Annotated in this window: 11 protein-coding genes; 5 read left to right on the forward strand and 6 right to left on the reverse strand. The window is 71.2% G+C overall.

The features are described from left to right. Positions 1-159: 159 nt before the first annotated feature. Positions 160-1,215 (reverse strand): hypothetical protein, encoded by a 1,056-nt coding sequence (locus tag ACFZBU_RS28930; RefSeq protein ID WP_391586613.1) that lies wholly within the window; start codon positions 1,213-1,215, stop codon positions 160-162. Between the two features lie 154 nt (positions 1,216-1,369). Between ACFZBU_RS28930 and ACFZBU_RS28935 the strand changes: the two genes are divergently transcribed. Next, positions 1,370-2,116, forward strand: coding sequence for a 3-keto-5-aminohexanoate cleavage protein (locus ACFZBU_RS28935; RefSeq protein ID WP_391586614.1), 747 nt, complete (start codon positions 1,370-1,372; stop codon positions 2,114-2,116). Between the two features lie 432 nt (positions 2,117-2,548). On the opposite strand, the gene ACFZBU_RS28940 is transcribed toward ACFZBU_RS28935, so the two are convergent. From ACFZBU_RS28940 to ACFZBU_RS28955, 4 genes are all read right to left on the reverse strand, one after another. Next, positions 2,549-3,349 (reverse strand): maleylpyruvate isomerase family mycothiol-dependent enzyme, encoded by an 801-nt coding sequence (locus ACFZBU_RS28940; RefSeq protein WP_391586615.1) that lies wholly within the window; start codon positions 3,347-3,349, stop codon positions 2,549-2,551. A 108-nt stretch (positions 3,350-3,457) separates the two neighbouring features. Then, positions 3,458-4,762: an MFS transporter gene (locus ACFZBU_RS28945; protein WP_391586616.1), complete on the reverse strand. Its 1,305-nt coding sequence runs from the start codon at positions 4,760-4,762 to the stop codon at positions 3,458-3,460. A gap of 85 nt (positions 4,763-4,847) precedes the next feature. Next, the gene (locus ACFZBU_RS28950) at positions 4,848-5,279 is read right to left on the reverse strand and encodes a MarR family winged helix-turn-helix transcriptional regulator (protein ID WP_391586617.1); all 432 of its coding nucleotides are present in this window, start codon (positions 5,277-5,279) and stop codon (positions 4,848-4,850) included. A gap of 167 nt (positions 5,280-5,446) precedes the next feature. Continuing rightward, a complete protein-coding gene (locus tag ACFZBU_RS28955) occupies positions 5,447-6,901 on the reverse strand; it encodes an NCS2 family permease (protein ID WP_391586618.1) in 1,455 nt (484 codons plus the stop codon). A gap of 179 nt (positions 6,902-7,080) precedes the next feature. Here ACFZBU_RS28955 and ACFZBU_RS28960 point away from each other — a divergent pair, with 179 nt between their 5' ends. Together ACFZBU_RS28960 and ACFZBU_RS28965 are read left to right on the forward strand one after the other, a co-directional pair. Then, positions 7,081-7,893: a hypothetical protein gene (locus ACFZBU_RS28960; RefSeq protein WP_391586619.1), complete on the forward strand. Its 813-nt coding sequence runs from the start codon at positions 7,081-7,083 to the stop codon at positions 7,891-7,893. 89 nt (positions 7,894-7,982) lie between these two features. Next, the gene (locus ACFZBU_RS28965) at positions 7,983-10,331 is read left to right on the forward strand and encodes a cation-translocating P-type ATPase (RefSeq protein WP_391586620.1); all 2,349 of its coding nucleotides are present in this window, start codon (positions 7,983-7,985) and stop codon (positions 10,329-10,331) included. A gap of 96 nt (positions 10,332-10,427) precedes the next feature. Here ACFZBU_RS28965 and ACFZBU_RS28970 read toward each other — a convergent pair whose 3' ends face one another. Continuing rightward, complete coding sequence (locus tag ACFZBU_RS28970) at positions 10,428-11,375, reverse strand: threonine/serine dehydratase (protein WP_391586621.1); 948 nt, start codon at positions 11,373-11,375, stop codon at positions 10,428-10,430. A 282-nt stretch (positions 11,376-11,657) separates the two neighbouring features. Between ACFZBU_RS28970 and ACFZBU_RS28975 the strand changes: the two genes are divergently transcribed. Continuing rightward, positions 11,658-13,223, forward strand: coding sequence for an APC family permease (locus tag ACFZBU_RS28975; RefSeq protein WP_391586622.1), 1,566 nt, complete (start codon positions 11,658-11,660; stop codon positions 13,221-13,223). 187 nt (positions 13,224-13,410) lie between these two features. Beyond that, positions 13,411-14,259, forward strand: a complete 849-nt coding sequence (locus ACFZBU_RS28980) for a (2Fe-2S)-binding protein (protein ID WP_391586623.1) — start codon at positions 13,411-13,413, stop codon at positions 14,257-14,259. Positions 14,260-14,352 lie beyond the last annotated feature (93 nt).

The following is a 14,352-nucleotide window of genomic DNA, read 5'->3' on the forward strand; positions in this document are numbered from 1 at the left end:
GCCGCTCCGGACCGAACCGGTCCCGGGGCGGCGGCCCTTCGGCGCGCGTGCGCCGAACCGGCCTCGGGAAGGCGGCCCTTCGGCACGAGTGCGGCGACCGGCGTAGAGAAGGCGGCCCTTCGGCATCCCTTGCGGGGTCGTCGGCGGTCCCGTCGTCGGTCAGTTCCGGTTTCGGCCGCCGAGCCGGCGATACGCGAAGAACAGCACCACCAGGCCGGCCACGGCCAGCAGCCCCGCGCCGTAGGTCTTGGCCTTGTCCGTGGTGGACTCGCCGTCGCCCTCGTCACCGGCGGACGTGGTCGGGTCCGCGGAACCGCCGCCGTCCGACCCGGATCCGGACGTACCGCCGCCGGGCGCGTTGCGCACCAGGTCCGGGCGGTTGTCGCCCTTGAGTTCGACCCGGCGGACCTGGCTGCCCTTGCCCTCGCTGCCGAACAACAACTCCCTGCCGTCCCGGCTCCACGCGACCGACTCGCCCTGGCGCTGGATCGGCACGCCGACCCCGGCCAACTCCTTGCCGGGCGCGGCGAACACGGTGGCGGAGAAGTAGCCGCGCAGCACGAACCGGGAGCCGTCCGGCGCGAACGCGCCGTCGGTCACCGTCGGGCCGCCGGCGGCGATCCGCTTGAACGTGTTGATCCCGGTCGGGGAGAGCTGTTCGGGCTGTTCGTACAGGCCGCCCTCGCCCTCCTTGCTCGCGATGTAGAGCCTGTTCGTGCGCGGGTCCATCAGCAGCGCCTCGGCATCGCGCGGACCGTTGTCGTACTTCACCCGGAATTTGGTCGCCTTGACCGTCGCGTCGGCGAGCGTCGCGGGTTCGGCGAAGCGGTAGATCCACACTTCGGGCCACTTGCCGTGCAGGTTGTCGCCGATGTCGCCGACGAAGACCGCCGGTTTGCCCGCGTCGTCCTTGCCGATGGTGATCGCTTCCCAGTCCCGGGCATCCACGCCGGCCAGCGTGATGGTCGCCTTCGTGGTGCCGTCCTTGCCGATCGCGTAGACCTTGGGCGCGTCCGAGCTGTCGTTGTGCGTCCAGTAGACGTCCGGGTGCAGCGCGCTGGCCACCAGGCCGCTGGACTCGGTGATCCGCTCGTCCTTGATGGTGAACAACACGTCCGCGTCGGCCACCGCCGACGCCGGTACCGCCACCACCAGGGCCACTGCCGCCGTCAGGGCGCCGAAGCCGCGCATCCGCCCCCGTCCCACCCGCTTCACCCGTCCCGTCCTGTCATGGGTCCACCCTGCCGGCCCGACCCCGATCGCCGCCGAGTCGGGGACCACTTTGCGACAGGTCGGTCGAATGCATTGCGGTTTGCCGTGCATCGGGGATGGGATGGGAGTTCGTGGGCGTCGGCATTCGGAGTCTTCCATGACACTGATCAAGGCATGTCTGAACGGCACACGGCGCCCCGAGGAGCACCCGGCGCTCCCGCTGACGCCGGCGCAGATCGCGGCGGACAGCCGCGCCGCGGTGGCCGCGGGGGCGTCCATCGTGCACGTGCACCCGCGCGGTCGCGGCGGCCGGGAGAGCCTGGCGCCGGACGTGATCGCGCCGGTGGTCCGGGCGATTCGCGGGGCGGCGCCGGGGGTGCCGATCGGGGTGAGCACGGGCGCCTGGATCGAGCCCGACGCCGCGGCCCGGCTGGCCGCGGTGCGCGCCTGGACGGTGCTGCCCGACCTGGCGTCGGTCAACCTGTCCGAGGAGGGCTCGGTCGACCTCGCGTACGTGCTCGCGCACCTGGGTGTGGGAGTCGAGGCGGGGGTGTGGACCGAGGCGGACGCGGAACTGCTGGTCGAACGGGACCTGGCCGCGGTGTGCACCCGGATCCTGATCGAGGTCGAACGCGCCGATGTGGGGGAGGCGCTGGACGAGGCGGGCCGCATCCTGGCGGTGCTCGACCGGCACGACATCGCGGTGCCGCGCCTGCTGCACGGCGCGAACGAGTCCGCGTGGCCGGTCCTGGACGCGGCCATCGCGGCCGGTCTGGACACCCGGATCGGCCTGGAGGACACCCTGCTGGACCCGGAGGGCCGCCGGGTGTCGGGCAACGCGACGCTGGTGCGGATCGCCACGGACCGAGCTCTCGCGGCCCGCTCGGCGGGCAATCCGCACTGACCGCACGGCGGCGTCCGCGCGGATCCGCCCCGCCGATCCCGTGTGCCGGGAGTGCGCGGTCGCGCGCGCCGGTTCGGGTGCCGCTCCGGCCCTAGGCCGTGTCAGGTGGATCCTGGTGGGGCCGCGCCGCCTGGCATCCGCCCTTCGCGGGCTCCTCGCTGCGCTCGTCTCGCCGCACCGGAGAAACAGCCGAATGGAACCACCATGCGGCCGCTTCGCCGGCACGCCGAGCCACGGCACCGGACGACGCGACCTCATCCACCAGGATCCACCGGACACGGCCTAGCGCATCAAGGCGCCGATGATCACGGCGATGAGCAGGAGGGCCAGAGTGGCCGTGACGACGCGGGTTCTGGTGCGGGGATTCACGCCCCAGAGCCTACGCGGCGCGGGCGCGCGGCCGAATCCCGGCCGGGCGCCCGCCCTCGCGGGTCACACCATCGAGGCCGCCAGGCGGCGGCGGAAGGCGGTGAGCACGCTGCGGTCGCCGGTCTGCGAGACGACCGTGCCGGGGCGTCGACCCCACAGGTAGAGCAGCAGTTCGGCGGGCTCGCCGCTGACCGCCGCGTCGGCGAACCCGCGGTCGCGGGACATCGTCACGCCGGAGCGCTGCATGGTCAGCCGCCAGTGGTGCCGGTTGCTGTGCACGCCGATGGTGCGCCCGCTCGCGCCGTCGCGCGTGCCGCCGTCGTAGTGCGCCGGGAGCAGTACACCCAGCACCTCGTCGATGCCGTCCAGGGCCTGCTGGGCGTCCAGCGGTCCCGGGGTGCCGACGGCCATCTCGATGTCGGCGCGGTGCACCGCGGCCTCGCGCGCCATCCGGCGGACCAGGAAGCCGGCGGTGCCCGGGTCGGGCCCGTCGCCGTCCACGCCGTCGGCGACGCCGGGGTCGAGGGCCTCGCCCTCGATCGGGTCGAGCGGGTCCCGTCGGGCCATTTCGGTCACGAGCGCCGCGTGCGCCCGGTTGTAGGTGTCGAGCAGATCCCCCTTGGTCGTGCTGTTCGTGACCGGGTGCGCACTGCCTGCGCCCGGGCGCGCGTTGGGCGTGACCGGGCGCTGCTTTGGGCGTAGTTGCCCGGCGGCGCCGGTGTACATGAGCACGGAATGTCGTACGACGTCGGCGACCGTCCAACCGGGACAGGACGGTACCGGCGCGTCCATGTCCGTGACGGCCGCCTGGCCCAAGCGGAGACCCTCCGCCTGGAACAGGTGCTGGAACCGCACGTAGTCCATTCGTCGAGGATTCCAGCGTTTCGGGTGACGTGTCGATGGTCTGCGTCACCCCAGGGCGTGAATCCCGCGTCAAGAAAGGGTCTATCGCACACCAGTGCTGACGCTGTGTCAGATCTTGACCACGGGATTACCGAACTCCGACCGTGTCGCCGAGACGGCGGGCGTCGCCGGCCGCATCGCGCGCACCACCGAGCCCGGCCGCAGTCGGACCCCGGCGTGCCGGGCGAGCAGCACACCGACCACGAGCGCCGCGGCCAGCGAGATCAAGCCGCCCACGAGCAGCCCGGTACGCGGCCCGAAGCTCTCCGCCAGCCACCCCGTCAGCGGGCCGCCCAGCGGGGTGCCGCCCATGAACACGAGCATGTAGATGCCCATCACCCGGCCGCGCATCGCCGGGTCGCTGCCGAGCTGCACGGTCGAGTTGGCCGCGGTGTTGAAGGTCAGCCCGGCGATCCCGATCGGCACGAGCAGCAGCGCGAAGCTCCAGTAGCCGGGCATCAGCGCGGCGATCGTCTCCAGCAGCCCGAACACGATCGCGGCGCCGACCAGCACCCGCAGCCGGGTCCGGCCGCGCTTGGCCGCGAACAGGGCACCCGCCAGCGAGCCGACCGCGAACACCGTGTTGAGCAGCCCGAACGAGCCGGGCCCGGCGTGGAAGACGTCGTTGGAGAAGGTCGCGAGGGTGACCGCGAAGTTGTAGCCAAAGGTGCCGATGAAGCCGACCAGGGCGATCGCCACGAGCAGGTCGGGACGGCCGCGCACATAGCGCAGCCCCTCGCGCAGTTGGCCCTTCTCGCGTGCCACCACCGGCATCGTGCGCAGTTCGGACTCGCGCATGGCCAGCAGGCCGAGCAGCACCGCGATGTAGGAGACCGCGTTGACCGCGAACACCCACCCGGTGCCGATCGCGGTGATCAGCAGGCCGCCGACCGCGGGGCCGACGATCCGGGCCAGCTGGAAGTTGGCCGAGTTCAGGCTGACCGCGTTGGCCAGGTCCTTGCGGCCGACCATCTCGATCACGAACGCCTGCCGTGCGGGATTGTCCACCGCGGTGGCCATGCCCAGGCCGAACGCCAGCAGCCACACGTGCCACACCTGGACGGCATCGCTCAACACCAGGACCGCCATCACGGCGGCGAGCAGACCCATCACGGTCTGCGTACCGATCAACAGCAGGCGCTTGCGGTAGCGGTCGGCGATCACGCCGCCCCACAGGCCGAACAGCAGCATGGGCAGGAATTGCAGACCGGTGGTCACCCCGAGCGCGGTGGCGCTGCCGGTGAGCTTGAGCACGAGCCAGTCCTGGGCGATGCGTTGCATCCAGGTGCCCGTATTGGACACCGTCTGCCCGGCGGCAAACAGCCGGAAGTTGCGGTTTCGTAGTGATGAGAAGGTGCCGGCTGTCGCCGCCACGGGCTCCCCTTTCGTCGTACGGTCGGCCGAGGCCGGATGAACATCCGTCCCCGAACCGAACCGCGACGCGGGCTCCCGCGCCGGCCTAGGCCTGCGCCAACTTCTCCAGCACCGGCAGGGCCGCGCGCAACGCCTCGTTCTCCTCGGGCGTGAGCCGGGACAGGTGTTCCGCCAGCCAGGCGTTGCCCAGCCTGCGGTTCTCCTCCACCACGGCGGCGGCGGGCTCGGTCGCGGAGACCACGACCTGCCTGCGGTCGTCGGGGTGCGGCTCGCGCCGCACCAGGCCGCGCTCCTCCAGGCCGGCGATCACCCGCGTCATCGACGGCGGCTGCACCTTTTCCTGCCGGGCGAGTTCGCCCGGGGTCATGGCGCCGCGCACGACGAGCACGGTCAGCACCGAGAGCTGGGTGGGGCTCAGCGTCTCGTCGGCCCGCTGGTTGCGCAGGCGACGGGAGAGCTTCAGCACCGAGGCACGGAGGGCGGCCACCGTGGCACGGTCGGGTTCGGACGGGGACACGTTGTTAGCTTAACTCTTTACTCTCGCTAACTTCCAATGGTTTGCCCGCGGGGGATATTCCCGGGGCCGCCGCCGGGCCGCGATCGGGCCGGTGACCTGCCTGCCGCACCCGGGCCCGACGGAGATGCGCACCCCCGACGGCGACCCGGCATCTCACGCTCCCGGCGCTACTTGACGCCCAGCACCTGCTCGATCGGGTCGATCGCGAAGTGCACCACGAACAGCGCGGACACGATCCACAACAACAGCGGGATCTCCCGAGCCCTGCCGACCGCCGTGCGCAGCACCACGTACAGGATGAAGCCCGCGCCGATCCCGGTGGTGATGCTGTACGTGAAGGGCATCAGCGCGATCGTCACGAACGCCGGCGCGGCGACCGTCATGTCGTCCCACTCGATGTGCTTGACCTGCGTCATCATCAACGCGCCGACCACGACCAGCGCGGGAGTGGCGGCCTGCGCCGGCACCAGCTTCGCCAGCGGCGTGAACAGCAGCGCGAGCGCGAACAGGCCGCCGGTGACCAGATTGGCGAGCCCGGTCCGGGCGCCTTCGCCGACGCCCGCCGTGGATTCGACGAAGACCGTGTTGGAGGACGCCGAGGTGCCGCCGCCGGCGATCGCGCCGACCGATTCGACGGTGAGGATGCGGCCCAGGTTCGGCACCTTGCCCTGCTCGTCGAGCAGTCCGGCCTCGCGGCTGACCCCGATGATGGTGCCCATGCCGTCGAAGAAGTTCGACAGCAGCAGCGTGAAGATCAGCAGCGACGCGGTGATGAAGCCCACCCGGCCGAACGCGCCGAACAGGTCCACGTCGCCGATCAGTCCGAAGTCGGGGGTGTCCACGACACCGTTCGCCTCGGGGGCGGTCAGGCCCCAGGTCGCCTTGTCCAGGCCGGCCGCCTGGTGCACGATCACCGCGAGCACGGTCGAGGCGACCATGCCGATCAGGATCGCGCCCGGCACCTTGCGGACGACCAGTACGAACGTGAGCACCAGGCCGAAGCAGAAGACCACGGCCGGCCAGCCCTGGAGCGTGCCGCCACTGCCGAGCGCGACCGGCACGGTGGAGTTCGTCTTGTCCGGCACCCGGGTCACCACACCCGCGCTGACCAGGCCGACCAGGGTCACGAACAGGCCGATGCCGACCCCGATCGCCTGCTTGAGCACCAGCGGGATGGCGTTCATGATCGCCTCGCGCAGCCCGGTGGCGGCCAGGATCAACAGGCCGATGCCCTCCAGCACGACCAGGCCCATCGCCTCGTCCCACGTGGTCTGCGGCGCGATCTGGAACGCGACCATCGCATTGATGCCCAGCCCGGCGGCCAGTGCGAGCGGCATGTTGCCGATCAGGCCCATCAGGATGGTCATCACCGCGGCCACCAGAACGGTGGCGGTGACCAGCTGCGGCTGGGAGAGCTGGTTGCCGAACTTGTCGTGCGCGGATCCGAGGATGATCGGGTTCAGCACGATGATGTAGGCCATCGCAAAAAACGTGGCGAGACCACCGCGTATCTCGCGCAGCGGCGACGAACCGCGCTCGGAGATCTTGAAGAAGCGGTCGAGGCCGCTCCTCGTCGTGGCGGGGACCTCGGGGGTGGTCGCGGCGGCGGCCTGGGGGGACATGCGGAATCCTCGAAGCGTGGGAACGGGTAGTCGAGACACGCACACGGCACGATGGGACGAAGTACCGGGAGACCCTGAAAAGGGTGCCAGACACCACACCGAAAACGGGAACCGGTCCCTGCGTTCGTTCGTCGGGGCGCACGCGGGGCCGGTGCGGGCGGCCAAGTAGCCTAGGTTTCGTGAGCAGGCACGGGAGCGGGAAACGACGGCGCACCTCGCCGGATCCGGACGACACGGGCGCACCGCACCCGGGCGCGGCCGCGGACCCGGCGTCGGGGCACGTCGAGGACGCGTACGACGCGGGCTCCCCGGGCAGCGGCGAGTACGACGTGAGCCCGTACGGCAGTGGCGAATACGCGGCGTACGGAGCGCAGACGTATCCGCGGACCGACTACGCGCAGACCGACCATGCGCAGGGGGACCACGCGCAGACCGACTACGCGCAGGGGGACTACGCGCAGGGGGACTACGCGCAGGCGGACCACGAGCCGACGCAGTACTCGCAGGACGCGTACGAGCCCGCCGAGTACGAGTCCGGCGGCTACGCGGCCCACCCGGCGCCCGGCGGGGGCGAGTCGTACCCGTCCGAGGTGCCTCCCGCGGCCGGCTACGGCGCGAGTGCCTACGACCCGGCCACCGATCCCGCGCTCATGGGTGGGACCGCCGAATTCGCCGCCGTCGTCGACGAGCCGGCCGAGCCCGTCGAGCGCCGGTCCACCGAGGACCGACCCGCCGAGCGCCGACCCGCCGAGACCCGCGACGCGGACACCGGCATGCGTCCCGCGCCGCCTCCGCACGAGGGCAACATCATCAGGCTCGTCGCCGTCGGCAGCCTGATCTGGTTCGCGCTGTTCGTGCTCGCGTGGTTCATGCGCGACACGCTGGCGGACGACGACCGGGGCTGGTGGCCGTGGTGTGCGCTGGCCGGGTCGGGCCTCGGGCTGTTCGGGCTCTGGTACTGCCGCCGACTGCAAAGCGCCGACGAGGACTGAGCAGGGCGGCGGCCACTCGGTGCGAGCAATCCTCGCGACTGATGGCGAATAGCCACAAAATCCGACATTCGCTGACGTAGCTTCAGGGCATGATCGAAGCCCCCGCCACCATCACCGGGCTGACCACCGCCGAGGTCGCCGAACGCGTCGCGGACGGCCGCGTCAACGACGTGCCGGCCCGGTCCAGCCGCAGCACCTCGGCGATCGTCCGGGGCAACGTCTTCACCAGGTTCAACGCGATCATCGGCACGTTGTTCGTGGTGATCCTGATCGTCGGCCCGATCCAGGACGGCCTGTTCGGCCTGGTCATCGTCGCCAACACGGCGATCGGCATCATCCAGGAGCTGCGCGCCAAGCGCACCCTGGACGCCCTGGCGGTGGTCGGCGAGGCCAAGCCGCGGGTGCGCCGGGACGGGCACACCGCCGAATTGTCCGCGCGCGATCTGGTCCTGGACGACGTGTGCGAACTCGGCGCGGGCGAACAGGTCCTGGTCGACGGTGTGGTGATGGAGGCGGACGCACTCGAACTCGACGAGTCGCTGCTCACCGGCGAGATCGATCCGGTCCACAAGAAGGTCGGCGACCAGGTGATGTCCGGCAGCTTCGTGGCCGCCGGCAACGGCGCCTTCCGCGCGGGCAAGGTCGGCCGCGACGCGTACGCCGCCCGACTCGCCGAGGAGGCGGGCCGCTTCACCCTGGTCGACTCGGAACTGCGCCGGGGCCTGGACCGGATCCTCAGCTACGTGACCTGGTTGATGATCCCGGTGGGAATCCTGCTGATCATCAGTCAGCTCCGTACCCACGACGGCCTGCCGAACGCGTTGCGCGGCATGGTCGCGGGCCTGGTCACCATGGTGCCCGAGGGCCTGATGTTGCTCACCTCGGTCGCCTTCGCGGTCGGTGTGGTGCGGCTGGGCCGCAAGCAGTGCCTGGTCCAGGAACTGCCCGCGATCGAGGGACTGGCCCGGGTCGACGTGGTCTGCCTGGACAAGACCGGCACGCTCACCGAGGGCGGCATGGACGTGGCCGAGGTGCGCCCGCTCGACGACACGCTGCCGATCGACGCGGCCCTGGGCGCACTGGGTACCTCCGACCCGCGGCCGAATGCGAGCCTCCAGGCGATCGTGGACGCCTACCCTGCGCCGCCGGATTGGCCGGTCACCGACGTCGCCGCGTTCTCCTCGGCCCGCAAGTGGAGCGGCGCGAGCTTCGACGGGCACGGGACATGGCTGCTCGGCGCGCCCGACGTGCTGCTGCCCGAGGGTCACCCGGTACTCGCCCGAGTCGACGAACCGGGCGGCCGGGGCCTGCGGGTGCTCCTGCTGGCGACCGCCGACGGGCTGACGGACGAGGCGGGCGGTCGGGCCCATCCCGCCGCGCTGGTGGTGCTGCAACAGCGGCTGCGTCCGGACGCCGCGGCGACGCTGCGCTACTTCGCGAGTCAGGACGTGGCGACCAAGGTGATCTCCGGCGACAACGCGCTCTCGGTCGGCGCGGTGGCCGCCAAGCTGGGCCTCGCGGGTGCCGAACACGCGGTGGACGCACGTCGGTTGCCCGAGGACCGAGCCGAACTCGGCCAGGCGCTGGAGGACAACACCGTCTTCGGCCGGGTCACCCCGCAGCAGAAGCGCGCGATGGTCGCGGCCCTCCAGGCCCGCGGTCACACGGTCGCGATGACCGGCGACGGCGTCAACGACGTGCTCGCGCTCAAGGACGCCGACATCGGCGTCGCGATGGGCGCGGGCAGCGGTGCCAGCCGTGCGGTCGCGCAGATCGTGCTCCTGGACAACAGCTTCGCGACGCTGCCCTCGGTGGTGGCCGAGGGCCGCAGGGTGATCGGCAACATCGAGCGGGTCGCGAACCTGTTCCTGGTCAAGACCGTGTACGCGCTGCTGCTGTCACTGCTCACCGGCGTCGCGGGCGTGGTCTTCCCGTTCCTGCCCCGCCACCTCACCCTGATCGGCTCGCTCACCATCGGCGTACCGGCCTTCTTCCTGGCCCTCGCCCCGAATGCCGAACGCGCCCGGCCCGGCTTCGTCCCGCGCGTGCTGCGCTTCGCGATCCCCGGCGGCGTGGTCGCCGCACTGGCCACGTTCCTGTCCTACTGGTTGGCCCACCTCAACCACGGCTCGAACCTCGACCAGGACCGCACCACCGCCGTCATCACCCTCTTCCTGGTCGCGACCTGGATCCTGGCGATCGTCGCCCGCCCCTACACGTGGTGGAAGATCGCCCTGATCGCGGCGATGGCGGCAACCTTCCTGATCGCCCTCTACGTCCCCCCGGTAGCCGACTTCTTCGCCCTCTACCCCCAACACCAGGGCAACAACGGCACCGCGGTCGGCATCGCGCTCGTCGCCGCCGCTCTCCTCGAACTCGGCTGGCACATCTCGGGTTGGCTCCACCGCGAGAACGGCCGTGGAACCGCGAGCCCCTGACGGTCGGGATCGGCGGATCGGGGCCGGCCGGCGGCGGATGCCCCCGTCATGGGTGGCACGGGCCGGGCGTGGGGCGCCGGGCTTGATACTCCCCGGTCAGACCAGGTCGCCCGGGTCGGTGTTGGCGCCGCACAGTATGACCGCGACCTTCTCTCCGGCCGCGGGCGTGTAGGCGCCGGTGGAGAGGGCGGCCAGGGCGGTGGCGGCGGCGTGTTCGACGACGATGCGGAAGTTGTCCCACAGCGCCTGGCGGGATTCGATGATGGCCTTGTCGGAGACCAGGACCGAGAAGGCGCCGGTGCGTCGGGCCGTGGCCAGGGCCGTCGCGGAGACCCGGCGCGCGCCCAGGGAGTCGGCGGCGACGGAGTCGGTCGGTACGTCCACGACCTCGCCCGCCTCCAGCGCGGCGTTCAGGGCCCGGCAGTGTTCCGGTTCGACCGCGACCGTGCGGATCCCGTGTTCCTCGGCGGCGGTCGCCACGCCCGCGAACAGGCCGCCGCCGCCGACCGAGACGATGATCGTGTCCAGTTTCCCGGGCACACCGGCGAGCAACTCCGGCACCAGCGTGCCCGCGCCCGCCGCGATCAGCGGATTGTCGTACGCGTGCGACAGCAGCGCGCCGGTCTCCCGGGCGAAGCGCTGCGACGCCTCCAGCGCGTCGGCGTACTCGCGGCCGACGAGCAGCACGTCCGCGCCGTACGTCCGCAGCCGCTCGACCTTGATCCGCGGCGCGGTCTCCGGCAGGAACACCGTCGAGCGCACCCCCGCGCTGCGCGCCGCCCAGGCGCAGGCGAGGCCCGCGTTGCCGCCGGAGGCGATCACCACGCCGGCCTCGGGCATGGTGCCGGCCTCGATGTGCGCGGTGGTGAAGTTCGCGGCACCGCGTGCCTTGAACGACCCGGTGTGCTGGATGTACTCCAACGCGAGCCACACGTGCGGTGACGGGTGGATCGGCATCATGGTGACCGGCTGGGTCTGGCCCACGATGCGTTCGGCGGCGTTCCTGATGTCGCCGTAGGTCAGTTCGGGTGTGGCGGTATCCATGACGCCCGACCCTATGGGTTGTCCGCCCGCCCACCACTCGCAGACCCGCGCGTTCGGCGCGCGGGCGGCGCCGGCGCGACGCGCTCGGCACGGGTCGCGTGTGGCGCATCCGGGCCGCGCACGTTGCGATGCGGGAATGGTCCCGCACCGCCCGTCACCGTCCCGACAGCGCAAGGCTCGAATCGGCCCGATCCATGACAGCCTGTCAATTGTGGGGGTGTCGCCCGTGGGTCGAAGCTGACTCGCCATCAGTTCTTTCCCGACGAACGGTAGGGAGGTGGGATGTCCAGCCACTCCGGTGACGGGCAGACCCCCACGGCCACATCGCAGGCCCAACCCCAGGCCCAGCCCCAAGTACAGCGCCTTAAGGCGAATTCGGTCGGGCTCGTCGGGGTCGTCTTCATGGCGATCGCGACCGCCGCGCCGATCACCGCGATGACCGGCAACCTGCCGATCGCGGTCGGCTTCGGCAACGGCATCGGCGCACCCGCCGGCTACCTCTTCGCCACCCTGGTGCTGAGCGTGTTCTCCATCGGCTACGTCGCGATGGCCAAGCACATCACCTCGGCCGGCGCCTTCTACGGCTACATCTCGCACGGCCTGGGCCGAGTCGTGGGGATGGCCTCCGGGCTGCTCGCGGTGCTGGCGTACGTGGTCTTCGAGGCCTCCATCGTCGGCATCTTCGCCTACTTCGCGGACACCACCGTCAACGCCCAGTTCGGCGTCGACCTCAACTGGGCCGTCTACGCGTTGGGCATGCTCGCGGTGACCGCGCTGCTGTCGTACTTCGACATCCACCTCACCTCACGCCTGCTCGGCGTGCTGCTGGTCGCGGAGATCGCGGTGCTGGCCGCGATGGCGATCGCGGTCCTGGTCCAGGGCGGCGGCCCGGACGGGTTGTCCACCGCGCCGATCAACCCGGCCAACGCGTTCGAGGGGGCTGCCGGTCTCGGCCTGTTCTTTGCCTTCTGGTCCTGGGTCGGCTTCGAGTCCACCGCCATGTACGGCGAGGAGTCGCGCAATCCGAAGAAGGTCATCCCGCGCGCCACGCTGATCTCGGTGATCGGTGTCGGTCTGTTCTACGTGTTCGTGTCCTGGATGGCCATCGACGGCAGCGGACTGGAGAAGTCGAAGGAGATCGCGAGCGGTTCGACCCCGCTGGACGTCTTCTTCGGCCCCACCGGCGAGTTCATCGGCGGCTGGGCGGTCGACTGGTTCCAGTGGCTGCTGATCACCGGCTCGTTCGCGTGCGGCATGGCCTTCCACCAGTGCGCCTCGCGCTATCTCTACGCGATCGGCCGCGAGGGCTTCATCTCGCGCAGGCTCGGCAACACCCACCCGGTGCACGGCTCGCCGTACTTCGCCTCGTTCGTGCAGAGCGTGATCGCCACCGGCATCGTGCTGCTCTTCCTGGTCACCGATCAGGACCCCTACATCCACCTCTACACGCTGCTCGCGATCCTGGGCACGATGGCGATCCTGATCGTGCAGACCCTGTGCTCGTTCGCCGTCATCGGCTACTTCCACGTGGGCGGGAACCATCCGGAGACGGCGCACTGGTTCCGTACCTTCCTGGCCCCGCTCCTGGGCGGCATCGCGATGATCGCGGTGGTGGTCCTGCTGCTCCAGAACATGGAGACCGCCGCCGGCGCCGCGTCCGGATCGTTGCTCTTCAAGCTCACGCCGTACATCGTCGGCGGAGTCTTCGTCGGCGGCATCGCCCTGGCCCTGTACATGAAGGCGAGGAGCCCGGAACGCTACGAACTGATGGGCCGCATCATCCTGGAGGACGCCGGCGAACGGCCCGACGACGACGTGCTCGACGTCCCGGTGTCGGTCCGGTCCTGAACCGGCTCCCGGGCCGCGCCCCGGGGCATATCGCAACATCCGAACCCGAGTCCGAAACCGTAAGGGGCGCGCGGCCACACCGCGCGCCCCGTCGCGCCATCGCCCACAGGAGTGGGGTCGGGGCGTGTGATCGCATTCTCGGGTGCGCCATATGGACAGCGGGTTAGGCAAGCCTTACCTTCGGATCATGACGTTGCTCGATCTTCGGCAACCGGTACCGTGCCCCGCGTTCGCGGAGACCTTCCGTGCGCTCGGTGCCGCGTGCCCGCTGATCGCGGTCGAGCCCGGACGCCCGGGAGCGGACCGGCTGCACGCCGCGCGGCTGGCGAGCGACCCCGACGTGCTCGCCGGCCTGCTGGCCGCCGAGCGCCGGCGGATCACCGCGGCGCTCGACGTCGAACCGCGTGCCGACGCGATCGCGATGTGGGCCCTGCACGGCTACGCCTGGTACGCGTGCCTGATGCTCGCCGGGCCCTGGTTCCTGAACCGCCGCGTGCCGCTCGTGGGCCTGGCCGACGTGTGGATCGACGTCGACTCCGACCGCTCGGGCCGGTCCTTCACGGTCACCGCGGGCACCTTCGCATGCCTGCCCGACGACCCGGACGCGGGCGCGACCGGCGCGCGCGTGGTGGCCGACGAGGCCGCCCTGCGGGCCGAACTGCTGCGCGCGGTGTCCGAGCACCTGGAGCCACTGCTCGGCGCGTTCCGGTCACACCTGCGCCGAGGCGAGCGGGTGTTGTGGGGGATGGTGGCGGACGAGCTGGTGAGCGCCGTCTGGTATCTCGGCCGCATGCTCGGCCCGGCCGAGGGCGACCGCGCGGTCCGCGACCTGGGCGAACTGCTCCCCGGGAACACCGGCCGCTTCAAGCGCGAAGCGGGCTTTCGTACCCTGCGCGGCACCGAGGGCCGCACCCACCGCAACCGCACCCAGAGCGTGTGCTGCCTGTGGTACACCATCGACCCGAACGCCCTGTGCGGCACCTGCCCCCGTGCCGACGACGAGCGGCAGGCGGCCATCCTGGAAGGCCGTGCCTGAGCGACCCCGCGGCAACGGGACCCGACGGACCCGAAAGACCGACGGCCGTGCGCCGACCACCCCGACCGTGCGCCGGGCATGACGGAACCCCGC

This window comes from Embleya sp. NPDC008237 (assembly GCF_042956465.1).
Classification (GTDB): Bacteria; Actinomycetota; Actinomycetes; order Streptomycetales; family Streptomycetaceae; genus Embleya.

Coding starts and splice junctions, on each gene's coding strand:
- ACFZBU_RS28935 (WP_391586614.1), top strand. CDS start 1,370: ATGACACTGATCAAGGCATGTCTGAACGGCACACGGCGCCCCGAGGAG.
- ACFZBU_RS28940 (WP_391586615.1), bottom strand. CDS start 3,349: ATGGACTACGTGCGGTTCCAGCACCTGTTCCAGGCGGAGGGTCTCCGC.
- ACFZBU_RS28955 (WP_391586618.1), bottom strand. CDS start 6,901: ATGTCCCCCCAGGCCGCCGCCGCGACCACCCCCGAGGTCCCCGCCACG.
- ACFZBU_RS28965 (WP_391586620.1), top strand. CDS start 7,983: ATGATCGAAGCCCCCGCCACCATCACCGGGCTGACCACCGCCGAGGTC.
- ACFZBU_RS28970 (WP_391586621.1), bottom strand. CDS start 11,375: ATGGATACCGCCACACCCGAACTGACCTACGGCGACATCAGGAACGCC.
- ACFZBU_RS28975 (WP_391586622.1), top strand. CDS start 11,658: ATGTCCAGCCACTCCGGTGACGGGCAGACCCCCACGGCCACATCGCAG.
- ACFZBU_RS28980 (WP_391586623.1), top strand. CDS start 13,411: ATGACGTTGCTCGATCTTCGGCAACCGGTACCGTGCCCCGCGTTCGCG.